The sequence below is a fragment of the Mangrovibacter sp. MFB070 genome (assembly GCF_000705335.1).
GTDB lineage: Bacteria > Pseudomonadota > Gammaproteobacteria > Enterobacterales > Enterobacteriaceae > Mangrovibacter > Mangrovibacter plantisponsor.
Genome location: NZ_JJMI01000035.1, coordinates 72551 through 96417 on the forward strand (window position 1 = coordinate 72551; position 23867 = coordinate 96417).

A 23867-nucleotide genomic window follows, 5' to 3' on the forward strand; every position below is an offset into this window, starting at 1 on the left:
TTATGCCTCCTGTAACAGACCGTTCAGCCACTGGCTGAAGGCGTCATTTCCGCCACTTCCCAGCATGACTGCCACCGCTAACCCCAGAGCACTGCTCACCGGGTTATGCTGGCTGTTTTCGCCACCACGCAGGTTCATCACAAGCGTTGGGCAACAAAACAACCCCAGGCGCACAATGCGTTGCCAGTTGTCCGGTAAACTCCCCCGGGCGCGCAGTGCCGCCAGCAGTGGTTGCCAGTAGTGGTCGCCTTTGCTGGTAAGAAAAGCCGCACGCAGTGGTGTCAGGGACCAGTTGTGGTCAACCACCAGCGTATCGCCATCCACCCGCACTGCAACCTGGTAACGGCGAGCTGCTTCCTGCGGTTCATACAGCCAGCAAGGGTGAGCAAAAATGTTATGAAATGTCGCTTTAATTTCGGCAAGCAAAGCCGGGATGCTGGCCCCCGCAAAAGCCGGGTCGAAACTGACCAGACGGGGAGACGGGCCGGTTGTGTCATACCAGACGTTGGCGTTGTGGGCATCACCGTGAGCCACCACCACACCATGGTGGGCGAGCGCCGCCGGAGCCAGTACCTGCCCTGCTTCCAAAAACAAGTCGCGCAGGCTGTGTGCATAGTTCACGCCGTTAATGCGCCAGTGCAGGTGGCAGAGCTGGTTCCAGGTTAAGCTCACTTCACCTAACTGGAAAGTTTGGTCAACATAGAACTGTGCCACGCGCCCGCCAAGACCAGTGGGTTTCCCCGGTGACACCAGACGGTGCCAGAACAGTTGATGGATAGCCTCGGCTTCTACATCAGCGGTGGTGCCACTGTGCAAAGTCGGTAAGGTGTGCGCCAGAATAGCGTTGTCGGCTTCCTGCTGCGCCGCCACCACTGCCGCCATCGTGTTATCGCCCCGCCCGGCTTCAATTTCATAACACACATCAGCCAGCCTGCGGTCATCACGCAGGCTGTATAACAGAATTTGCCGGCCAGGTTCACCGCAGGCATACAGTGGCACATCCACGCTAAAACCGTGGTTACGCAATAACGTTGCCCGGTAATATTCGGTGATAGTCTGGTCTTCACCTTCTTCGTGGTGATATTTAAAAAACAGTGACCGGCCATCTGCCAGAGCCACCCGGCCATTCAGGGAGTTCAGGCTGTACTGGTCCTGGTTAATCACGATATCCAGCGCCTGCACGCCGGTTACTTCACTGATTAACTGGCGCAGTTTTTCGCAGGCCGCCTGCCACTCTCCCGCCAGGGTCAGGCGCCTTGCCTCTGCGGCAAGCGGGGGCAGCGTGGCCTCAGCCATTGTTACCTCCCTTGAGTAACGGGCCACGCAATGCAGATACCGCCAGCGCATGGCCGGGGAAACCTTCATATTCAGCAAAACGTTTGGCTTGGGGCGCCAGCTCCTGGTAACCCTCGCTGGTAACATAAGCCACAGAAACCCGCTTCATATAATCTGAAACTGAGAGTGGCCCGGCTGTTTTGGCCGCACTGTTGGTTGGCAATACCGCATTGGGCCCAAGCACGAAGTTACCCAGCGTGATAGGAGAATATTCACCCAGTAAAATTTCACCGGCATTGCGAATTTTCATCATCACAGCCATTGGCTCAGCCGCCAGGATCTCCAGGTGCTCCGGGGCATACTGGTTAACAAAATCAATCGCTGTTGCGAAATCACGGGTAAGCACCACACCACCATGTTCGCCGCACAACACGGATTGCGAGAACCTGGCGCGTTTGTCGCCAATTTTTTCCCAGTAGCCGGGTAATGCGGCGATAGCTTCTTCTGCCACGCGGCGGCTGGAGGTAACCAGGTAAGCAGAGGAATCTGGCCCGTGTTCAGACTCTATCAACAAATCCAGTGCTGCCAGCGCACCGTTTACTGTGTCATCTGCCAGAATCAGGCTTTCGCTCGGGCCTGCCGGAACACCGGGGTCCAGCAGGTGCGTAAGCTGGCGTTTTGCTGCCACCACCCACGGGCTACCCGGCCCAACGATTTTCAGGCATTTCGGTACACTTTGCGTGCCATATGCCACTGCCGCCACACCCTGGGCACCACCGCATTTATACACAGATTTAATACCCACCAGGCGCGCGGCAACCAGCGTGGCATCATCCACGGTGCCATCCGGCCCGGGAGGTGTAATAACCACTGGAAGTGGAACCCCCGCCACTACAGCAGGCACGGCGGTCATGATCAACACACTGGGAAATGACCCCTTGCCACGCGGCACATAGCAGGCCACTGCATCAATAGGCACATGGCGATCACCGGCAAATGCACCCGGGCGCATCTCTTTCCACCACATCTCTTCCGGTTTTTGCGCTTCATGAAACGCGCGCACGTTTTCCACTGAGAAGCGAATAGACTCAATAACTTCCGGGTCTACACGCTCAAAGGCTGCATCAAACTCTTCTTCCTGAACCTGGATTGAGAATGTCTCAGGCTGGACGCCATCAAATTCACGGGCAAAGCGTATCAGCGCCTGGTCGCCTTCGGTGCGCACGGCTTCAATAATCGGCTTCACTTTATCAACGAAAAAAGAGAGGTCCGATTCGGTACGCTTAAACAGCGCTTCAGGCAGAGCATCCGCCCCGGTGAGATCATGAAATGATACAGGCATGGGTTATCAGTTCCTCAATGTTCAATTAGTTAATTGCATGCTGCTGAATACAGCTGAGCACTTCATGCTGAAGGTCGATAAAGCGGGCTGTGCGGTTCACCCCGTCATTGCGCGGGCGCGGCAGGTCAACCGGGAATGTGGTGTCAATGTTCCCCTGCCCCATGACCACAATACGGTCAGAAAGCCAGACAGCTTCTTCGATGTCATGGGTAACAAACATCACTGTCAGGCGGTGTTTTTCCCAGATTTCGATTAAAAGTTGCTGCATTTGGTGGCGGGTCATGGCATCCAGTGCGCCAAAGGGCTCATCCATCAGCAGGATTTTTGGCCGGTAAGACAGCGCACGGGCAATCGCCACCCGCTGCTTCATCCCCCCGGACAGTTCACCCGGCCAGCGGTCGCCCGCATGCCCCAGCTTGACCAGCTCCAGGTGCTGCTGCGCAATAGCCGGGCAATCTCGGGCCGGTACACCCGCCGCTTTAAGGGCAAATTCAATATTGCCCCGCGCGGTTAACCAGGGCAGTAATGTGTAAGACTGGAAAACCACTCCGCGGTCAAGCCCCGGCCCTTCAATAGGCTGGTCATCCACCAGCACATCACCGCTGTCGAAGGGTTCAAGACCAGCAGCAATAGAAAGCAAGGTGCTTTTGCCGCACCCGGAAGTGCCCACTACAGAGACAAACTCATTTTCATGCAGCGTCAGATCTATACCTTTCAGCACCCGGTGCCGGTTTTTGCCTGCCGGAAAGCTTTTCTCCAGATTATTCAGCTTGAGTGTCGCCATCAGGAACGCCTCCGGTTATAGCGGAACAGCACCCGTTCGGCTGAGCGCATAAGTTGGTCGGTTATCAGGCCAAGAAAGCCCAGTAGCAGGATGTAACCAATAATGGTGTCTGTCTGGAAATAGCGTTGTGAAACCACAATGCGGTAGCCAAGCCCGGAAGTTGACGCCACCAGTTCCGCCAGTACCAGCCAGGTCCACGCCCAGCCAAGGCTAATACGCAACGCATCCCAAATAGCGGGAAAGGCCGAAGGAATAACAATGCGCAGTAATATTTTTCTGTCGGATAACCCCAGTGTTCTCCCCAGGCCGACAAAATCCGTTGGCACACGCTTCACCGCATCAATCATCATCAGCACTTGCTGGAAAAAAGTGCCAATCCAGATAACCAGAAATTTTTGGAAGTCATCAGTGCCGGTCCACAGAATGGTCAGTGGCACAAAAGCCACTACTGGCATATAGCGGATAAAATCGACCAGTGGCTCAACAATTGCCTTGAACAGCCCGTAACACCCGGCCAGCACACCAATCACAATGGACATCACAGACGAAATTGCGAAGGCGATTGCCATGCGGTACAAACTGCTGCCAATATCGCTTTGCAGTGTTCCGTTTTGCGCAAGGGTGACTAAGCGATGCCAGACACTGGGGATCCCCGGTAAAAAAATAGGTTTGATAGCTCCGGAAGCAGTTGCCAGCCACCAGGCCAGCAACAGCAGGATAAACACCAGTGCGGCGATACCCAGAAACTGCCCGCGCGATGGCTCTTTACCTATGGTTAATAACCTGCCGGGCTGGCGCCGTTTTTTCCCCCGCTGGCGGGTGCGTTGCAGTTCTATCGCACTCATGTTTCCTCCGGTCAGTGCAATTTATGCAGCGCCCGTGAATGGCTGTCACGAGCGCAACACAGGTTCCTGGCATCACTATTGTGCGTTAACAAAACTGGCATCAATGGTTTGCGCCGGAGTAACAGGCTGCGTCACAATCCCGGCGGATGTGGCGGCTTTTAAAATATGTGGGAAAGTTTTGGTGGTGAAGTCATGGGACAGATGCGCCTTGTTATCTGCCAGCGAGTAGTACTTAATCCCGTCAAACGCAGTTGCCAGGTCTTCTGGCGAAGCACCCACTGCTTTCGAGATAATCGCCCGCCCTTCGGTGGTGTGCGCATTGTAATAATCCAGCGCGGCACCCCAGGTTTTGATAAGCGCACTCAACTCTTTCGGGTGCTGTTGAATGAAATCATCACGAACTACCAGCACATCACTAATCAAACCCGGGTCAGATGCGCCACTGAACAGCACTTTCAGGCTCGGGTCGCCTTTTTTCGCAACCGTCAGGTACGGCTCGTAAGTAACGGCAACGGGTACACGCCCGGCAATAATCGCGCTTCCGGCAGAAGCGGCAGGCATCGGGACAGGTTTAATATCAGAATACGCAAGACCGGCAGAGGCCAGCGCGCTACGCAACAGGATATCGCTGGTTGTTCCTTCTTCGTATGCCACTTCTTTGCCTTTCAGGTCTTTAAGGCTTGTGACATCCTTGGTAGCCAGCATGGCATCAGCGGTATTACTTTGGTCGAGCATCAGCACGATTTTCACGGGTAAACCCGCAGAAATCATGCCCATGGCGGTGTGGGTGGCAATATTGGCAACATCTATCTGCCCACTGGCGAGTGCGGCATTAATATCTTTGTCTTCAGCAAAGTTAATTACATCCACTTTGCTGAGGCCTTCTTGTTTGAACAGGCCCTTGCTGGAAGCAATATGCCACTGCCCGTAGCCCAGCCAGGGTTCTATGCCCATCTTGACAGCGGCGGTATCGGCTGCATAAGCGCCTTGTAAAGAGGCGGACATGCCACCGACAACACACAGCGTGATTAGCGTTTTTTTAACTGCATGGAGAAAAGGCATAGCGGTTTCCTTGGGTTAAACGAACAAGCCAATACCGGAAGTCTTCCGGCCATGTATATACAACCCTATGCAATGCCAGTGCCAGGATAAATTCCCAGGGAAAAACAAAGAGAAATATTCAGCCAGCCGCTTTTCGCGCAGTCCGTCTGGCGCGGGACCCCCGCAGCGCTGTGCGTAAAATTTTTATTCTGTAACTAACCACCAATGCGACCGGGCTACCCGCCACACAGCACCTGAGCGTAAAAATTGCACAACGGTGAAGCATTACCATAGTGCAGCGCACCACTGCCCGGCGCAGTGGTGCGCTGATTATTGAGTGCTTAGCCCCAGCTGGCTGTAAAACAACGTTTTCAGGAAAAATCCATGTGCTCAACACCCCATATTGCTAAAACAAATTCCGTTGCGGGCAGCTATGCTTATTAGTCGTAGAACAGCCATTGCTACCTGCATCACGCTGTCTTCAGGGGTTTCCCCTCTCTTTTCACTGTGCCGCAAGCAAAACCTGGCTCAGTGACCAAACAGGAATGCCTCCCTACTTACATCACTACATGGGATCAATAACGTTATGAAAACTGTCGGATATGCAGCCCATTCTGCGGACTCAGCGCTCAAGCCTTACCACTTCGAACGTCGTGAATTGCGCCAGAACGATGTCGCAATTGAGATTTTGTATTGCGGTGTGTGCCACTCCGATTTACATACCGTCAATGGCGACTGGGGCCCGCAACCTTACCCTCTGGTACCAGGCCATGAAATTGTTGGTGTCGTGCGTTCTGTCGGCCCGGATGTGACCAAATATAAAGCCGGTGACCGCGTCGCCGTTGGTTGTATGGTGGACAGTTGCCAGCATTGCGACCAGTGTGAACACGGTGAAGAGCAATACTGCCGCCACGGCATGACGCCCACCTACGGCTCACCAGACCGCATCACGGGTGAAATTACCCAGGGCGGTTATTCAAAACATATTGTGGTGCGTGAAGAGTTTGTACTGCGTATTCCTGAAAATATGGATCTCGCCAAAGCCGCGCCAATTCTGTGTGCCGGGATAACCACATTCTCACCTCTGCGCACCTGGAACGTGACCAAAGGCAGCCGCGTGGGTGTTATCGGGCTGGGTGGCTTAGGCCATATGGCAGTGAAACTGGCTCATGCCATGGGTGCAGAAGTCACCGCCATCAGCCGTTCCAAAGCCAAAGAAAAAGAAGCCATTGAACTGGGTGCCAAAGGCATTCTCGCTTCTTCGGATGCAGGGGCAATGGAAGCCGCCACCGCATCATTTGACCTGATTATTGATACCGCACCAGTGAAGCATGATGTCAGCATTTATGCCCCACTGCTGGATATCGACGGAACGTTAGTGGTTGTTGGCCAGGTAGGCCCGCTGGAAGAGTTGATGACGGTGCCGCTGGTATTTGGCCGCCGCCGTGTTGCCGGTTCACTGATTGGTGGTATCGCAGAAACCCAGGAAGTGCTGGATTTCTGTGCCGAGCATGATGTGTACCCGGAATGCGAAATGATCAACATCGACCAAATCAACGATGCATTTGCCCGCTTAGCCAAAGGCGACCTGGCGCACCGTTTTGTGATTGATATGGCGTCATTAACCGCCTGATTACCTGTTTTTTAGCAGCTAAAATAAGCAACGGCGGATCCTCAGGATTCGCCGTTTTTTCATCAATGCCACTTACTCTTCGTGTTCAAACCAGTCGGGGTTTTGCTGGTCTACCGGCACCATCGTGTTTCTCAGCAATAGCAAATGAGAGCGGGTTGCTGCCTCTGCTTCATCGGGGTTACCGCTCGCCAGCGCATCAAAAATACGGTAGTGCTGAATAATCAGCCCCGGAGGCGGTGATACCTCACGCAACGTCAGAAAACGTACCCGGTCCATCGCTGCTTTAATATTTTCTATGGTTTCCCAGGCCATTGGGCAACCGGCAATTTCGGCGATTTTTTGGTGAAACTGGTCATCCAGCGCCAGAAACTCCACTGCATTTTGGTTTTGTGCTGCCAGCTTTTGCTGGTTAAGCAGTAGTTCCAGCGCAGCGAGATCCTCTGGCGTGACATTTTCCGCCGCACGCCGCGCAATGGCGCATTCAATTGCACTGCGAATAAAACGCCCGTCATTCACCTGACGCACGGAAATGCGCCTGACCAGCGTACCGCGCTGAGGGCGAATCTCCACCAAACCGCTTTCGGCCAGCTTAATAAATGCCTCGCGCACTGGCTGGCGCGACACCCCAAACCGGCTGGCAGTCTCTTTTTCTGATAACAATGAACCCGGCGGAATAACGCACTCGACGATTTCCTTGCGTAAATGGCGATACACCTGCTGATTTACTGGCAGGTTATTCAGCAAAACTGGTCGGGGTAATGACATGGCGTTCACAATGGACATGGGCATTCAGGCATCAGGGGCGAAGTCAGTAGAGTAACATACTTTATCACGGGCTTTCAGTGAGTAAACTCAGTCCGAAAACTTGCAGATCTATTCACAACCTGGATGGCAAGAATATGGCAGAGCTGAGCAAGATGTCTACAAATTGGTATTCATGAAAAATACTCAGTTGAACCAGGAGATGCGATTATAGCGCCACAAATGAACGATGAGCAAAAATTCAAAATTCATCACTATCGAATAGGCATTAATTAACGAGGAGCGGGTCAACTCTCTACAAACTTGAGTATGATGCCAGGTTTGTTAAATTTCACCTTGAGTCGGCACCACGCGAAATAATTCCCAGATAATTATCCGTTAGAAAGACGTTCCCCTACTCACATATATTCTGACAGTTACCTGGATAAATGAGCGGTAACTGTCAGCCGATGCTTTAATACTTGTGCTCAAATAAAAACAAGTGCTTTACTTCCCAAACTCGTCTTTTGAAAGATAAGATCAGGCTAATACAGCCAGCGGCCAGGGAACAAACTCGTTCTCACCTACTCCCAGCTCCTCGCTTTTACTTTTCTCGCCCGATGCCACTGCGATGATTTTGTCCAGTATAGCTTCACCCATTTGCTGCAAGGTACGGTCACCGTCGATAACCACACCACAGTTGAGATCCATATCATCTTCCATACGTTGATACATTGGGGTGTTACTGGCGAGCTTTACCGTGGGTGCAGGCAGAGAGCCAAAACAAGAGCCGCGGCCGGTGGTAAAGGCAATCATGTTAGCCCCACCAGCTACCTGCCCGGTGGCGGAAACCGGATCATAACCAGGCGTGTCCATAAAAACCAGTCCATGTTTGGTGACCGGCCATGCGTACTCATAGACCTCCATTAGCGGCGAATTGCCGCCTTTTTTCGCCCCTCCGAGAGATTTTTCCAGCACGTTTGCCAGGCCACCCGCGTTGTTGCCGGGGCTGACGCGGCCGTTAATCTGGCAGTCTTTACCGGCGTTGTATTCCAGCCACCAGTTGATGCGGTCTACCAGTTTTTGCCCTACTTCCGGCGTCGCCGCACGAGCTGTAAGCGTATGTTCGACGCCAAAGATTTCTGTGGTTTCAGACAGAATCGCCGTCCCTCCCTGGCGCACCAACAGGTCCATCGCTACACCCAGAGCCGGATTGGCAGAAAGCCCCGAGAAGCCGTCAGACCCGCCGCACTGGAGTCCAACGGACAGATGCTCAACCGAGACGGGTTGGCGGCTCACAAGGTTTGCCGCCGGAAGCATGGATTCAATGATCTCAATGCCTTCATCAATGGTTTTACGTGTGCCGCCAGAATCCTGAATGACGATTTTGCGCAACATTGGCCCCTCTTCCAGCCCCATTTGCTCGAAGAAGCCGTGAATGTTGTTACGTTCACAGCCCAGCGCCACCACCAGCGCCCCCGCCACGTTCGGGTTGCGGATATACCCCGCCAGCGTACGGCGCAGCAAATCCATCGGCTCGCCCGTCATCTCCATGCCACAGCCCAGTTCATGAATATACGGCACCACATAATCCACGTTCGGCCAGGCTTGTAGATAGCGATCGTCAAAATGGTTAGCGATTTTTCTTGCCACCGTCGCCCCGCAGTTACCAACGACAAACACCCCAAGCGTATTGCGCGTGCCAATCCGGCCATCTTCCCGCACATAGCCCAGGAAGGTGCGGCGCGAGTCCGGAGCGACCAGTTCGAGCGGACGGTAATCTTTGCTAAAGGCATAATCGCGCTGAAAATCGTCGAAGGTGATGTTGTGACTATGCAGCCAGGTCCCCGGCACTAAGTCCTCGGAAGCAAAGCCGATTACCGTGTTGTATTTCAGCACTGGTTCGCCTTCTTTGATCAGTCGTGTCGCCACTTTATGGCCCAACGGCACGTCCTGCAGGGTAGTCACATTCTCATCAGCAATCGCAGTTCCGGCAGAGATTGCCACGCGAGCCACCACGACATTGTCGTTATCATCCAGACGGATAACGGGTGATTTATTCATTTTTGCTTCCTTCTGCTTTTATCTTCAGAGGTTTCGTTATTTAGTGGCAGATTCAGCCACGCTGGTGCTGCTGCTTTTGCCGTTTAATTTCAGACGTTCAATTTTGCCGACAATAAACCAATAGCTGAATACCGCAATTAAGCCATGGGCACCAACAAACACTAATGCATTGGCGAAGGAACCACTTTCCTGGAGGATATAACCAATAACAACTGGGGTAATAATACCGGCAATATTGCCCAGTGAATTAAATAAGCCACCGGTAGTGCCGATAATTTCTTTTGGTGCGGTATCAGCCACTACTGCCCAACCTAATGAACCAAATCCTTTTCCAAAAAAGGCCGCGCTCATTAAAAATATCACCATAAATTCTGAACTGACGTAATTACACAAAATCATGCTAGCGCTCATTGTCAGACCAATCGTAATAGGTGTTTTTCTCGCAAGACTTAAATTACCAGTTTTCTTTAATAACCAATCCGAGAAAAATCCACTAGTAACACCACCAACCAGGCCACAAATTGCTGGCAAAGAAGCCATAACCCCGGCCTGTAAAATAGACATGCCACGTTCTTTAACCAGATAAATCGGGAACCAGGTCATAAAGAACCAGGTGATTGCCGAAATACAGTACTGGCCAAGAAAGATCCCCAGCAACATTTTACTTTTAAATAACTGGCCAATTTCAGCGAAGCCCGCTCGCGTTTTTTTCACCGCATTTTTACTGTTCTCCAGCGGGTCCATGTCCAGTTCTACCAGACCACCGCCCTCTTTAATGTAGGCCATTTCTGCGGTGTTTATAGAGGGATGTTTCATAGGTACATAGAAGAATTTAGACCAGGCCAGCGCGACAACAATGCCGATCACACCCATCACGATAAATACGTGATCCCAGCCAAAGGCATGGCACAACAAGGCCATCAGTGGTGTGAAAATGGCCAACGACGCATACTGTGCACTATTGAAGATGGCTCCAGCCACGCCGCGTTCTTGAGAGGGGAACCAGGCGGCAATAATACGCCCTGCAGCGGGGCCAACAGGAGATTCACACATGCCCAATAAGAAGCGCAGGATAAGCAGTGCCGGAACCACGAAAGTGACGTAGCTGACCAGCCCCATAAATACGGTAACGACTGACCACAATAAAATACCCAAAAACATCGCACGCTTGGATCCAACTTTATCAGCAACCCAACCCGCCGGGGTCATACTGATAACATAGGCCCAACTGAACGCAGAAAATAAATAACCAATTTCAACGGCGGTAATACCTAATTCCTTTTGCATTTCTGGACCAGCGACGGATAACGTTGCACGGTCACCGGTAGCCAGAGTAAGTACAAAGGTAATCATTAACAATATAAAATAACGAGTTCGCGTTTTCTTGGCTTCCATATTCATAACGAATACTCCACGCCCGGCGATAAAAGCCGGACAGATTGTGTAGGGTACAAAGAGGTTTTTTATAATTTTGTCGCTACTAGATAATTTTTTGCGCCAGTAGACATATAGCTATTTACTGCTGTGACGATATAGGTTGCCCCCCAGGCAATAACTTCTCGGGCTCTTTCCGCTGTACCGACATAAGTCCCGGCGATGGCGCCACTGGCAACAATTTTCTTAATACATTGCTCGATGGTTGCCAGTACAGTCGGGTGATTAATATCGTTCCCGTATCCCATTGAGACCGCTAAATCACCCGGCCCGATGAAATAGACATCCGCCTGCCTGCTCTCAAGAATGGCATCCAGATTGCCTACCGCTTCCACTGTTTCAATATGAACAGACAACAACCGGTTCGCATTGGCCTCCTGCAGGTAACGCCCTTTATCCGGGTGCATACCGTAATTTGCCGCTCGAGGCAAGAATGCCACACCGCGCTCCCCTTCTGGGGGAAACAGGCTGGGCTTGCTGGCGGCAATGGCATCGTCAACGGTATTGATCAGCGGCACCTGCACCCCGTCAGCGCCAAAATCGAGCGCTTTACGGATATATTCAGCACGATTGTATGGCACACGCACCACGCAGGGGATCTGCCGGCAATGCGTGGCCCGCACCATATCTTCCAGCGTCTCAGGGTTGAAATTCCCGTGCTCGTTATCCAGCAGCAGAAAATCAAAGCCCATCGCCGCCGTGAACTCCGTCAGGGCAGCACTGGGAAAGGTGACGAAACAGCCCTGGAGCGGCCCCTCACGAAGCCGTTGTTTAAAATCAGAAATGACCATAATTAACCCCGCGCATCAACTTCAAAGGCCGCCAGTTGCTCAAACACTTTGATAACGTTGGAGTGATCTTCACTGCCCAGCCCCTGGGCGATACAGGTTTTATACAGCTCTCGGACCAGGCTTGCGATCGGCATCGGCGCATCGATTCCCTGGCTCAATTCCATCGCCAGATTGAGATCTTTGTACTGCAGACGGGTCATAAAACCAGGGTCAAAGTTACGTTCCAGCAGCAGGTTGCCACGGATATCCAGCGCGCCGCAGCGGGCATAACCGGCAGAGAGTACTTCAATGATTTTCGCCGGATTGACGCCTGCTTTTGCGCCCATCACAAGGGATTCGCCGAGTGCGGCCATGGTGGCAGCCGCCAGCACCTGGTTACAGGATTTCACCACCTGGCCCGCACCATGTTCACCTACGTGGGTCACACGGCTACCCAGCACATCAAGAATAGGTTTGCACTGTTCAAACACCTGCGCGTCACCGCCTACCATGATGGACAGCGTGCCTCCCTTCGCACCTTTATCACCACCGCTCACCGGAGCATCCAGCATGTTCGCCCCCAGCGCTTTGATGTTTTCCGCAAATTTGCGAGTAGCAAGCGACGAGATAGTGCTCATATCAATCACCACTTTGCCTTCGCGCAGGGCACCGGCGATCCCGGTTTCACCAAACAGCACCTCTTCCACCTGTGGCGTATTGGGCACCATGGTGATGGTGACATCTGCCATTTTCGCCACTTCCAGACAGGAGCTCTGACCCTTTGCCCCCTCTTTGACCATTTCCTCAATGTCGCTGTCGATAATGCTGTAAACGTGCATGTCGTAACCGGCTTTGAGCAGATTACGTACCATCGGTTTACCCATGATGCCCAGACCGATAAAGCCTAAAACTGGTTTCATACTCTCAATCCTTAATGCGTGTGATATTCAATGATGCTACGTAATTCATCGACATCGATTTTGTCGAAGGCGCAATTGTCTCGGTGACTCAAGTGTGCCGCAGACCCTGCCGCGTATCCGGTTAGAAAACACTGCGCGGTAACGCGTGCCGAGGCGAGCGCCTCATGCTCCGCGCACAGAGTGCGTCCTGCCGTAATCAGATTGGGGATGTTCTCCGGCAACAGGGTGTCGTACGGAATGTCGTAATAGTCGTTGTCCAGATAGAACATAAAGATGCCTTCAGGCCCATGAGCTTCGATGCACCAGGCACTGCTGGCGATGGCGCGGCGACTTTTGCGCGCCTGAAACACATCTTCGTTAGTCAGGCAACGCTGCCCGTGAATGGTCCGGCTCTGACGAATGCCAATTTGTGCAGCCACATCATTCAGGCGCGCCTGTTCAAAGCCGGGCACATATTTTTGCAGGAAGCGTTCATACTCGCGCACCAGCTTGCGGCCTTTCAGCTCCGCAAAAGTCAGGTCTTCCGCATTGGTGGCATCAATCGGGCGACCGTCATCACGCAGCACGCTGGTGACATTGCACATCACTTCACCTGGCCGTGGTGACGGCAGAAGGTAGATGTGTTTACGCGGCAGGTTAAAGCCCGCCCTCTGAGCCTGCCCAACCCAGGATTCCAGTTGCGCTATCGGGTGACCCACACCACGGCTGATATCCACATTTGCCATGCGGAACACCATGGTCGGATACTGCACCATACCGTTGCGCCCGAGGGTGTAAGACACCCCCGCTTTGGCACACAGATCACCATCACCTGTGGCATCCACAAAACGTTTTGCGGTAATGCACTGACGCCCGGTTTTGTTCTCCACAATCACACCCTTAACCCGCCCGTCTTCCATCACCACGTCAGTTACCAGGCTGTGGAAGAGGATGTCGACCCCGGCATCCTGCAGCAAGTCATCCGCAATCTCTTTCCAGGTATGGGGCTCATGTACAACCAGCTTCGTTTCACCAAACGGGAAAGGCTCGCTGACTGCATGGCGGTGTTTGAGATGCTGATAAAATTCACTGGCAAAGCCGTGCACTAGTTGCTCATGCGGACCTTTGCCTGATGTAAAGAGTCCGCAAATGGCACCCGACATGCCTGCCGTCGCCATTCCGCCGCAAAAACCGTATTTTTCAATCAGCAGCGTCTTTTCACCGGCACGTGCCGCCGCCGTCGCTGCTGCCACACCGGTTGGACCACCACCCACCACCAGGACGTCTACATCCAGCGTGACGGGAGTCTCTCTCGCCTTTTCATGACAGATCTGCATTGCTCACCTCTGGGAGAAAGAGGACAGGCTACCCCTGCCCCCTGATCAGTGGGTATCAATCCACAGCTTTGACGTGAATACGGCGTTTACCGAGTACTGCGCCCTGAGCGATAGGTTGTACCAGCTGCGCATACTGCGAGAGATAGGTGCCGCTACCACCACCCAGCGCAATTGGTTTAGGCTTCCAGGCCCTCAGGCGTGCATCGATGACTTCCTGATGCACCTCCATATTGATGCTTAAATCGACAAAGTTGATGTGCACGATTTCGCCCTGCTCGACTACCGCCAGTGGGCCACCTGCCGCTGCTTCCGGCATCAGCTGACCGACAATAATCCCACGGTTCAGACCAGAGAGTTCACCGTCAGTGATCACCGCCACATATTCAGCGATGCCCGCGCCGTTGAGCGCCGCCACAAAGCTACACGCGAACACTGTACCCGGGCCGCCTGCAGGCCCCATATTGCGTAGTACGATCACGTCACCTTTATGGATTTTTCCTTCGGACAGGGCTTCGATAGCTTCGTCTTCACCTTCGTAGATATTGGCCGGGCCGGTGAAATGTTCCAGTTCACCCGGTACGGCAGAGAGTTTTACAATTGCGCCATCCGGGGCGAGGTTACCGCGCAAAATGGCAACACCTGGACGCTGGCTGACCGGATTATCAAGAGTACGAATTACGTCGTCGTTTTTAACCACCGCATGCTGAATGTTTTCACCGACCGTTTTTTGCGTCACAGTCAATGCATCCAGGTTGAGGAAGTCACTCAGTTGGTTCATGACAGCAGTGGTGCCCCCCGCCGCTTCCAGATCTTCGGTTCTGTAAGGGCCGTTCGGGCGGACGGAGGTGAGCAACTTGATGTTTTTACCGTATTTCTCATACAGGCCGACCACATCAATCGGTAGTTCCGCTTCCGTCGCAATAGCAGACAGATGACGAACGGTGTTCACCGACCCACCAACCGCCAACACGGTCATCACGGCATTCTGAATCGCTTTTTCGGTGATGATTTCGCGCGGCAACACCTGTGCTTGCGTTAGTTCCACAATGCGTTTACCCGCAGCCTGAGCGTACTCTTTCACCTTGCGGCCGTTAGCCCAAATCGGTGAGTTACCTGGTAGCGACATGCCAAGCGCTTCAGCCACAATGTGCATGGAGTTGGCGGTGCCCAGACCTGCACACACACCTGGAGACTGAATGCCGATGTCGGTCATGTCGGTCAGGTCCTGCAACGAAATAGCACCAGTCGCCAGCGCGCCAACCTGTTCGTAGACATCATCAATATCAAAGAACTGGTCGTCGAATTTTTCGTTGGAACACTTACCACCAACCTGGTAACCACAAGTCAGCAACAAAGAAGGCACGTTAAGGCGGGCCGCAGACATCAGGTGTGCCGGGGTGGTTTTGTCGCAAGAGGAGAGGCAGATCATGCCGTCCAGTACTGCCCCCTCCATCATGCATTCCACTTCGTTCACCATCAGGTCGCGAGTCGGCATCAGGTAACGTGCTTTTTTCCCTGCGCTGGTCACGAAGTCACTTGGCGCAACAGTGCGGACTTCAAACGGCAGACCACCCGCGTCCCGGATGGCCTGCTCAACAATGCGGCAAAGCTCATCCAGATGCACGTAGCAGCAGGACAATTTGTTGGAGGTATTGATGATAGCGATCTTTGGCTTATGCATATCTTCCTCGCGGATACCCATGCTACGCCATTGTGCACGACGTACTGCCCAACGGGTTGACCCCGGCTTAAAATTGCTTCTGAACATCTGGAATACCTTTATCTGGTTGTGGTTTTGTTGAGTGGACTATCCTCTTTTTAGGTTGGTTGTCCAACCAATTTTTAGCGATAATGATATTAGCTTCACAAAATGACGTATTTTGGCCATTTTTACGCTAGATCTTAAAGCCAGATGGGCGATCCTGGCGAAATAGTGGTACACTGGTCCACCCAATTATCGGCAAGGCATGAAAGCGATGACAACCACACACCAGAAAGCCCCACTTCATGCTTCCCGCCGAGTGACACACAGACCTCTGCAGGTGATGAGATGCCGGAAAAGAATAAATTCACGATGATCCCGATTAAACGCACGGACGTTTTCCAGACTATTATTCAACATCTGACGAACCTGCTCGACAGCAAGCAGTTCAAGCCAGGCGAACGGCTCCCTTCCGAGCGCGAGCTGGCCGAGATGCTGAACGTCAGCCGAACCTCGGTACGTCAGGCGCTGAAAGTGCTGGAATCATCAGGGCGCATTGAAACCCGCGTGGGTAGTGGCACCTTTTTGACTGAGCCGCCCGCCGTCTCTTTAAGCGATACCCACAGCCTGAGCCGCCTGGTTGAAGGGGGCGTGACGCGAGACTTTCTGCGCAATCTGATCGTGGCGCGCACTGCCATAGAACGATCCATTTTCGAAGACTATGCCTGGCGGGCGAACAAATCAGGTATCAACCAGCTACGGGAATTGATTGAGCATAACCGCGAGCAGTTTGCCACCCAAATGCTGGATGATGACGATGCCGGGCTGGATCTAAGTTTTGAGAAGAAGGTGGCGGAACTGGGTGGTAACAGCATTTTGATCAACGTGCAGGAGCAGATCCACCACTTGTGGGTCCTGGCGTGGAAGCAATTTGGTTACACCCCGGAAAAAACCCAAGTGTTGCATGAAGAGCATCTGGGCATCCTTGATGCGCTGGCCGCGAAGAACAGCATGCGTGTGGCAGACCTGATTGTGCAGCACGTAGACAAAGAGATTGAGTAGTCAAAGGGCCGCATGGCCCTTTTTTATTGCAGAAGAGTTTATTGCAAGTACTGGCACATAAATCGGACACCAGCTTCCATTGAAGCAGAAGTGATTTTATGCTCACCCTGAGGGTCAATTATACAGGTCAGCTTCCCGGCACCGTTCAGCGCGTTCAGACTGTCGCGCAGGCGCTCGCTTTCCCGGCTTGAGACGACGTTATCCTGCGCACCGTGCCAGAGAAACAACGCACGTCCGGCCAGTTGTGCGGCATGATGCTGCGCATCATAATCACGCAGATTTACCAGGCAACTCTGCTTTTCACCCTCACAGGGAGGATGCACGTATGACATCGCATCGGCAAAATAGCCTCCGCCCATAAAGGCCGCACCTGCCTGAATCCACGGGTAGCGTATCATCGCACCGGTCACGGCAAAGCCCCCCATGCTGGTACCGAACACACCAATACGCCGCAGGTCGCCAATCCCCCGGTCACCGCAGGCCTCGACTAGCGACGGTACCTCTTCGAGCGTACGATGCAAAATCTGCCAGAACTGGCTCAACCGCTTTTTCTCATCACCGTCAAACCGGCTTCCATGGCCGCTCGCTTCCGGGCAGACCACGTCGAAACCAGCTTTCGCCAGCACATATCCCAGGTTGGCATCCAGCGCGTTAAGCACCGTGAAGCGATGGAATAGCAAAATCAGTGGCGCGCTTCTGAGCAAAGATTGTTGAGAACGAAATACCAGTGAGGGAATACCAGCCAGCACGTCGTCTGTGATAATCACCTGCATGAGTTTAACCCCGAGCAATGGTGTGACGAGCCAGTACTTCCGGATCCGGCTCGAACCCAAGGCCGGGAACACGCGGCAAATCAAGCTGCGGTAGCCAACGCATAAACGGGTGCAGCGGCTGTTCAAACTCAAGCCACGGCACTTCCAGCGGCACTGTTTGTGGCATCACGCTGAGCAAATGGGCCGTAGCCAGTAGTCCTGGTCCGTAATAAAAACAGTGCGGCAACAGTGTGCCGTTCGGGTTAGTTCGGTGCGCAGCAATAATATCGAGTACCGCTGAAATGCCGCCAATCTTCGCTACGCTGGGCTGCATCACGTCCACCATCCCTTGCGAAATACACTGGAGAAACTCCTCACTGTTGTTCATGTTTTCTCCCGCAGCAAGCAGCATACCGGTTTGCTGCTTCAACCGCTGCAGACAACTTAACCCCTCAGGCGGAAACGTCGGTTCTTCAACGAAGGCCACTCCTGCTTCGCGCAGGCGGGGCAGGATGGCCGCCGCTTCTTCCTCACACCAGGCGCAGTTAGTGTCCAGCATCAGGACGCCTCCTTTTGGCATAGCGTGGCTCACAGCAATGGTGGCTTCGGGGTCACGCTCATGCAGCTTAATATGTCGATAGCCCTGCTTCATCAGGTTTTGCACATAGGGAATGAGCTTATCAAGGTCGCCATCGAAACTGCCGAGGCTTGGGTAGAGTTCGATTTGAGAACGCGTGCCCCCCAGCAACTGCCATAATGGCTGATTCTGCGCTTTACCGCGTAAATCCCATAGGGCGATATCCAGCGCTGACAGCGCGTACATCATGGTGCCGCCACGGCCATAACTGTGAAACGCGTAATGGGCTTTTTCCATTAGAACCGTAATATCCTCGCAGGACTCACCAGTCAGAAATGGAGCCAGCCGCTCGGTGAGCAGCGCAAAAGTAGCCGGGTTACAGGCGTGACCAAAGGCCTCTCCCCACCCCACCAGTCCGGTGTCCGTTTCCAAACGCAGGATCAGCGAATCCAGGGTTGGCGATAGCGAGCGAGCAGCGTTGAACTCCCCTTCTTTACTGGTCTGACGCTGATAAATCGGCTTGTAGCCCAAGCGTACAATAAAACTTTCGACACGACTGATACGCATAATATTTACGACTCCTCGCAACCGGCCTGCTCACCCGTTGCGTTAACACAAAATTGAACGCCAATAGCTCCGGGCTTTTGCCAGCTACAGGACAATGGATGTGAAATTCTCGCGGTTTCCACACAGGCAAAACGATCCCAGGCTGCATCAGCGATATCGGCAATATCACGGGTTTTCGCCTGGCCTGGGTTCCACGCAACCACATCGCTGTGGTTGAAATGGGTGATGGTGATATACCGTGCGCCAGAAGCGTCATGTACAAGGCTTTTCTGCTCAGGCGAGGTGAAAACCACCGCCGTTTCCCCATCAAAGGCAAACGGCTGCGGCCAGAGCTTACTCATCCCGTCAAGAGTGTCCTGGCCTTCAGCTCCCAGCCCACGCACGGCGAGTCGACTCACATCTTTGGTATAGAAATAACTGTGCAGTGCGGGAGTGGCGACAAACTCCCCCTGCATGGTCAGCGTCAGTTCGCAAAGATTGTCGACAAATGAAAAGGTCAGGGCCAGGTGGAAATGGTGATCCCACAGCCCCCGGCTTTCCAGGGTATCGGACAAAGAGAGTGTGAGACGTACCGATCGCGGACGGGAATAGATATCTTCAATTATCCACGGCAGGATACGGGCAATGCCGTGATGTGGTTGTCCGCCTTTATCTGTAAACCACGGCCAGCAGAGTGGCACCCCGCCCCGGATCGGCACTCCTGTCTTAAAGGGAGAAACGTCGCTGAGCCACAGCACAGGCAGCTTTTGGGTGGAAGGTTGCCAGAGCAGCAAATGAGCTCCCTGTAACGTGATCGCTGCCTGGCAAAACTCGGTATCAATCACGATGACCTCAAGTTCATCCAGGGTGCGTAAGGTGACACCCTGTGCCAGGGTTTCGTTAACCGGTAAAGCCAGTATTTTTCGGGTCAGTTCCATGTTATCTCCAGGGGCTGAGAGCATCAGCCCCATCGAATGTTAACCTCAACGGCACCGGAGAATTGCCCGGTTCCAGGTGCATTCATTTATTCATTTCACGCCGTTGCTTTATTGGCCACTGGCTCATTAGCTTTTTTTACAAACAAGGCCACTACGGTTGCACCTAACACGCCCAGACAACCGGCTAAAATAAAGGCAGAAGAATAGGATCCCGCCCCCACAATAAACCCGGTGACGGTGGGTGCGACAACGCCGGAAATATTCGCGAGGCCGTGCATTAATCCCCCAGCGCTACCAACATATTCTTTCGGCGCGGCATCCTGAATAAGCGTCCAGTATGCTGGTGCCGCCAATTGCATAAATCCGAATGAGATCGTCATCAATGTTACGGCACCTATTGCGGTATGCGTCTGGCTAATTAACCCCACGCAGAGTGAACAAATCGTAAAACTGGTAACCAGCACTACTTTACGGGAGAAAAGTTGTTTTCCGGTCTTTTTATAAATCATGTCAATAATAAATCCACCGGAGGTATAACCCAGCGTACCTGCAACCCACGGTAGAACTCCAACCAGGCTCATGTCTTTCAGGCTGATGCCAGTGGTATCCACAAGGAAGGACGGAAACCAGTTCATAAAGAAGAACAACACATAGTTAAAACAAAATAACGATAAAGCGGTGGCCAGAATGGAAGGCTGGAGAATAGCTGCCCACATGGATGGTTTTTCACCCATGGAAACAGTTACAAGCGGGATCTCAACAACCGCTTCATCACCTTCAATCAGCAGAACTTCGTCGTCAGAAACGCGTTTGTTACCGCGCGGTCTGTCGGTGGCAATCAGCGTCCAAATAATGGCCCAGGTAATGCCGATAAACGCGATGATAATAAAGGAAACTCTCCAACTGAATGTCAGACAAAGAAATCCCACGATTGGCCCGGAAATCGCCCCACCGAAAGGACCACCCGCCTGATTAATGCCGACTGCACGGGCGCGTTCATTCAACGGAAACCAGTTGTTGACCACCTTGTTCGCCGTTGTGGAGATTGGACCTTCCCCGGCACCAAAAAACGCGCGGGCGATAAACATGGTCCAGAAATTAAAGCATCCCGCCGTTAAACCACAGATAATGGACCAGATTAGCATCGACCAACTGAAAACACGTTTAGGTCCAAATTTATCGGCCAGTATGCCACCAATAAAATTAAACAGCGCATAGCCAATCGAGAAACTGCCGAAAATAATCCCCTTCTCCTCCGGAGTTAAATGGAAATCCTGTGTAATGAACGGCATTGCATAAGCTAACGCTGAGCGATCAAGATAATTAATGATCATCGCCAGCGTGAGCATAATTAATATGACACGGCGAAAATTTTTATTCATTTAGGGTACCTTTGAAGATGTAAAAATAAAAATCAACAAGTGAATGCATAACAAATAATTAAAAATGGCGACTATCTTTTTTTATTTTGTCGCCATAAGGAGTTAGATTTCTGTCAAATAGCGAATCTTACGTGTAACATAAAAACCACTATCCATGGTGATCATTGCACCATTGAAACTATGAATATTAGGATCAGTTAATAAATAACAGGTGCTGGCAATCTCTTCCGGACGAGTATATTCCAACAGTGGAATACCATCGTCTTTATGCAAAACTCGCAGTTGCTCAACAAATTCACGTTCAGCAGTCTGAGTTTCACTGAATCCGCGAAACACGGTGTTAATTTTGATGTTGAAGGGCACCAAATCCAGAATGGCGGAGCGGCAAAGGTTCATCAGTGCCAGTTGGCTGGCAGCGCCGTAGGAGAACCGCTCCGTTGGCACCAACGCAGCGATGTGCGCAAGCGTGACAATACGCCCGCCGGTACCCTGCGCGATCATTTTTTTACTGATGGCCTGTATCCACCACAGCCCCAACTCAAGGTCGTCATTCATTGTGGCGGTAATAGCTCCGGAATCATCATCAAGCATATTGCCCTGCCTGGGCGGCGGTGAAATATAGAGGAAGGCGCTCAGCGAGCGATTACCCGTAACCAGGTGATCAATTTCCTGAGCTATCGCCTGCGGCTCACGGCATTCGCCAAACAGCACATCATATCCCTGAGAAGAATAGTGCTTAATGAGTGCGCCAGTCAGCGAAGACTCCACCTCCTGACCAGCGATTAGAATGGTTTTCTGCGACATGTTTTTCTCCCGGTTCAAATACAGCGAATATGTTGGCCGCCATCAATCTTGATAAAGTCGCCAGTCACTACACCTCCTTCCTGACTGCACAAATAAACTGCCGCAGCGCCCAGTTCTTCTATGGTCGCCGGTTTACCGACAGGAATAGTCGCCAGCAATTTTTTTCGCCCTTCGGCGGTGGCCAGTTCGGGTTTTGGATCGTTAATGTTAGTGTCGACAAAGCCCGGCCAGACCTGGTTAACCGTAATGCCATAGCGCGCCAGCTCAAAGGCCATCGACTGACTCATCTGATCGATTGCCGCTTTGGTGGCCGCGTATATGCCCATCAGCGGCATCGGACGGCGCGCATGACCTGAGGCCACGTTGATAATGCGGCCCTGAATCTTTTTGTTAACCATGTAGCGAGCCGCCTGCCGCGCACACTCCCAGGTACCTTTGATATTGATGTTCACCGCATGATCAAAAGCGGGTTTACTGATCTCAAGGAACGGTTCCCACACGCACACCCCCGCATTGTTGACCAGAATATCCAGTCGACCAAAATGTGCGTCGATATCGGCATACATCCGTTCCACCTCTTCCGGTTTCGAGATATCTGCTTTGACCAGCAACGCCCGACGCCCGTAGCCGCGAAGAATCCCGGCGACCTGCTCCGCCTCCTGGGGGTTCACCACATAGTTGACAGCTATGTCCGCCCCTTGCTGGGCGAGTGCACAGGCAATTCCACGCCCTATTCCTTTCAGGTTCCCCGAACCGGTGACCAGTGCGACCTGGTTTTGTAGTTTCACAACTTTCTCCTGTAATCCCTGCGGGTAAACGCAGTGCTGTATGACTTCCACCCAACTAATCTACATCTAATATATTAGTTGCTTATTAGACTTGCACTCCACGCCGAAAACATCCATTATTTGTTGGGTTAAATCAGAAGCCGATCACAAAAAAGGTAATAACTCATTGATACAAATAAAAAATAAAATGTGATACTTTGCCTGTCATCGCAGCACCAGCGGCGATAATATGTTTTCACTCATGGAGTTAGGGCGAATGAACCAGACTGCAAACAAAACCGATCAGGCTTATGAAGCCATCGAAGATATGATCATTTTCCAGGAGCTGGCGCCAGGTTCGATGGTGTCTGAAGCGCAGCTTATGGAGCTAACAGGTTTTGGCCGCAGCCCGGTTCGTGATGCATTACAGCGTTTAGCCGCAGACCGTCTGGTGGAAATTTACCCTTATAAAGGCGTGTTTATCCCGGCCATCAGTGTGGAAGTACAATTCAAGGTGCTGGAGCTGCGCCGTGTGGTAGGGGAGTTCGCTGTGCGGCTGGCTACCCGTCGTGGCAGCAATCTGCAAAAGAAGGAGATGCTCTCTCTTGCTGAAGAGTTTGAAAGTATTACTACGGTCGACGACATGCGCCAGTTCGGCAAGTTGCTGAAACACACTTACAGCCTGATTGGAGAAGCGGCGCAAAATGAGTATCTGCAGCCCAGCCTTTCTCCACTACAGGGCTTGTCGAGCCGCTTCTGGTTCTCCCAGTTGGCTCCGGGAAAAGAAGTAGAACTGATCAAAGCCTCACGGCTTAATGCCACCATGCTCAGGGATATTTGCCACGGGGACGAAGAGCGCGCGGCGGAAGCTTCTAAGAACGTTAACGACTACTTCACCGAATTCACCTTTAAGCTACTAAATCGTTAATTAAACTGTTTTAACTGAGTGACCAGCTCCACGTTGATTAATTTCCCGGGCAGCCCAGGGCACCAGTACATTTCTGAAAGACAGCCCCTTCTTTTGCAGAAATGAAAAATATCAGGCAGGCTACTCTGAAAGAGGAATGGGCATATCATTTGTTCAGAAACTGGACTGTCTGGAGCTACGCGACAAAAGTCAGCTTTGCAGGTACCACGTCAGTTCTATACTGACAAAGCACGTTTTTCACAGC

At 52.5% G+C, this 23867-nt stretch carries 21 protein-coding genes; 3 read left to right on the forward strand and 18 right to left on the reverse strand.

The features are described 5' to 3' along the window. From DT73_RS17235 to DT73_RS17255, 5 genes are all read right to left on the reverse strand, one after another. The gene (locus DT73_RS17235) at positions 1 to 1296 is read right to left on the reverse strand and encodes a hypothetical protein (protein ID WP_036112152.1); all 1296 of its coding nucleotides are present in this window, start codon (positions 1294 to 1296) and stop codon (positions 1 to 3) included. Continuing rightward, complete coding sequence (gene hisD, locus DT73_RS17240) at positions 1289 to 2617, reverse strand: histidinol dehydrogenase (protein ID WP_036112154.1); 1329 nt, start codon at positions 2615 to 2617, stop codon at positions 1289 to 1291. Before hisD ends, DT73_RS17235 begins: the two co-directional genes overlap by 8 nt. Before the next feature lie 25 nt (positions 2618 to 2642). After that, entirely contained in the window at positions 2643 to 3401 is a 759-nt protein-coding gene (locus DT73_RS17245) for an ABC transporter ATP-binding protein (RefSeq protein ID WP_036112156.1), read from the reverse strand. Beyond that, on the reverse strand, positions 3401 to 4246 hold the full coding sequence (locus DT73_RS17250; protein ID WP_051691436.1) for an ABC transporter permease: 846 nt from the start codon (positions 4244 to 4246) through the stop codon (positions 3401 to 3403). Before DT73_RS17250 ends, DT73_RS17245 begins: the two co-directional genes overlap by 1 nt. A 75-nt stretch (positions 4247 to 4321) precedes the next feature. Continuing rightward, positions 4322 to 5308, reverse strand: a complete 987-nt coding sequence (locus tag DT73_RS17255; RefSeq protein ID WP_036112158.1) for an ABC transporter substrate-binding protein — start codon at positions 5306 to 5308, stop codon at positions 4322 to 4324. A gap of 565 nt (positions 5309 to 5873) precedes the next feature. Between DT73_RS17255 and DT73_RS17260 the strand changes: the two genes are divergently transcribed. Continuing rightward, positions 5874 to 6920 (forward strand): NAD(P)-dependent alcohol dehydrogenase, encoded by a 1047-nt coding sequence (locus DT73_RS17260; protein WP_036112161.1) that lies wholly within the window; start codon positions 5874 to 5876, stop codon positions 6918 to 6920. Positions 6921 to 6992: 72 nt separating this feature from the next. Here DT73_RS17260 and DT73_RS17265 read toward each other — a convergent pair whose 3' ends face one another. The 7 genes from DT73_RS17265 to DT73_RS17295 form a co-directional block, all read right to left on the reverse strand. Continuing rightward, a complete protein-coding gene (locus tag DT73_RS17265) occupies positions 6993 to 7703 on the reverse strand; it encodes a GntR family transcriptional regulator (protein WP_235234528.1) in 711 nt (236 codons plus the stop codon). A gap of 498 nt (positions 7704 to 8201) precedes the next feature. After that, on the reverse strand, positions 8202 to 9725 hold the full coding sequence (locus DT73_RS17270; protein ID WP_036112164.1) for a UxaA family hydrolase: 1524 nt from the start codon (positions 9723 to 9725) through the stop codon (positions 8202 to 8204). Positions 9726 to 9761: 36 nt separating this feature from the next. After that, the gene (locus tag DT73_RS17275) at positions 9762 to 11126 is read right to left on the reverse strand and encodes an MFS transporter (protein WP_036112166.1); all 1365 of its coding nucleotides are present in this window, start codon (positions 11124 to 11126) and stop codon (positions 9762 to 9764) included. Positions 11127 to 11188: 62 nt separating this feature from the next. After that, positions 11189 to 11950 (reverse strand): HpcH/HpaI aldolase/citrate lyase family protein, encoded by a 762-nt coding sequence (locus DT73_RS17280; RefSeq protein ID WP_036112169.1) that lies wholly within the window; start codon positions 11948 to 11950, stop codon positions 11189 to 11191. Positions 11951 to 11952: 2 nt separating this feature from the next. Continuing rightward, a complete protein-coding gene (locus tag DT73_RS17285) occupies positions 11953 to 12849 on the reverse strand; it encodes an NAD(P)-dependent oxidoreductase (protein ID WP_036112172.1) in 897 nt (298 codons plus the stop codon). 11 nt (positions 12850 to 12860) lie between these two features. Further along, positions 12861 to 14165, reverse strand: a complete 1305-nt coding sequence (locus DT73_RS17290) for an FAD-dependent oxidoreductase (RefSeq protein WP_036112175.1) — start codon at positions 14163 to 14165, stop codon at positions 12861 to 12863. Between the two features lie 55 nt (positions 14166 to 14220). Next, on the reverse strand, positions 14221 to 15933 hold the full coding sequence (locus DT73_RS17295) for a dihydroxy-acid dehydratase (RefSeq protein WP_036112178.1): 1713 nt from the start codon (positions 15931 to 15933) through the stop codon (positions 14221 to 14223). A 282-nt stretch (positions 15934 to 16215) separates the two neighbouring features. Here DT73_RS17295 and DT73_RS26940 point away from each other — a divergent pair, with 282 nt between their 5' ends. Then, complete coding sequence (locus DT73_RS26940; protein ID WP_036112179.1) at positions 16216 to 16929, forward strand: FadR/GntR family transcriptional regulator; 714 nt, start codon at positions 16216 to 16218, stop codon at positions 16927 to 16929. A 38-nt stretch (positions 16930 to 16967) separates the two neighbouring features. Here the strand turns inward: DT73_RS26940 and yjfP are convergent, their stop codons facing one another. From yjfP to DT73_RS17330, 6 genes are all read right to left on the reverse strand, one after another. Beyond that, positions 16968 to 17702, reverse strand: a complete 735-nt coding sequence (yjfP, locus tag DT73_RS17305; RefSeq protein WP_051691437.1) for an esterase — start codon at positions 17700 to 17702, stop codon at positions 16968 to 16970. A 4-nt stretch (positions 17703 to 17706) separates the two neighbouring features. Then, positions 17707 to 18825, reverse strand: a complete 1119-nt coding sequence (locus DT73_RS17310) for a mandelate racemase/muconate lactonizing enzyme family protein (protein ID WP_036112181.1) — start codon at positions 18823 to 18825, stop codon at positions 17707 to 17709. Between the two features lie 5 nt (positions 18826 to 18830). Continuing rightward, positions 18831 to 19742: a D-hexose-6-phosphate mutarotase gene (locus DT73_RS17315; protein WP_036112183.1), complete on the reverse strand. Its 912-nt coding sequence runs from the start codon at positions 19740 to 19742 to the stop codon at positions 18831 to 18833. A 95-nt stretch (positions 19743 to 19837) separates the two neighbouring features. Next, the gene (locus DT73_RS17320; RefSeq protein WP_036112185.1) at positions 19838 to 21124 is read right to left on the reverse strand and encodes an MFS transporter; all 1287 of its coding nucleotides are present in this window, start codon (positions 21122 to 21124) and stop codon (positions 19838 to 19840) included. A gap of 102 nt (positions 21125 to 21226) precedes the next feature. Then, entirely contained in the window at positions 21227 to 21928 is a 702-nt protein-coding gene (locus DT73_RS17325; protein WP_036112188.1) for an SDR family oxidoreductase, read from the reverse strand. Positions 21929 to 21942: 14 nt separating this feature from the next. Then, positions 21943 to 22716: an SDR family NAD(P)-dependent oxidoreductase gene (locus DT73_RS17330; RefSeq protein ID WP_036112191.1), complete on the reverse strand. Its 774-nt coding sequence runs from the start codon at positions 22714 to 22716 to the stop codon at positions 21943 to 21945. Positions 22717 to 22945: 229 nt separating this feature from the next. On the opposite strand from DT73_RS17330, the gene DT73_RS17335 reads away from it, so the two are divergent. Then, positions 22946 to 23623 carry a GntR family transcriptional regulator gene (locus tag DT73_RS17335; RefSeq protein WP_235234529.1) on the forward strand — a complete coding sequence of 226 codons (678 nt, stop codon included), beginning with the start codon at positions 22946 to 22948 and terminating at the stop codon, positions 23621 to 23623. Positions 23624 to 23867 lie beyond the last annotated feature (244 nt).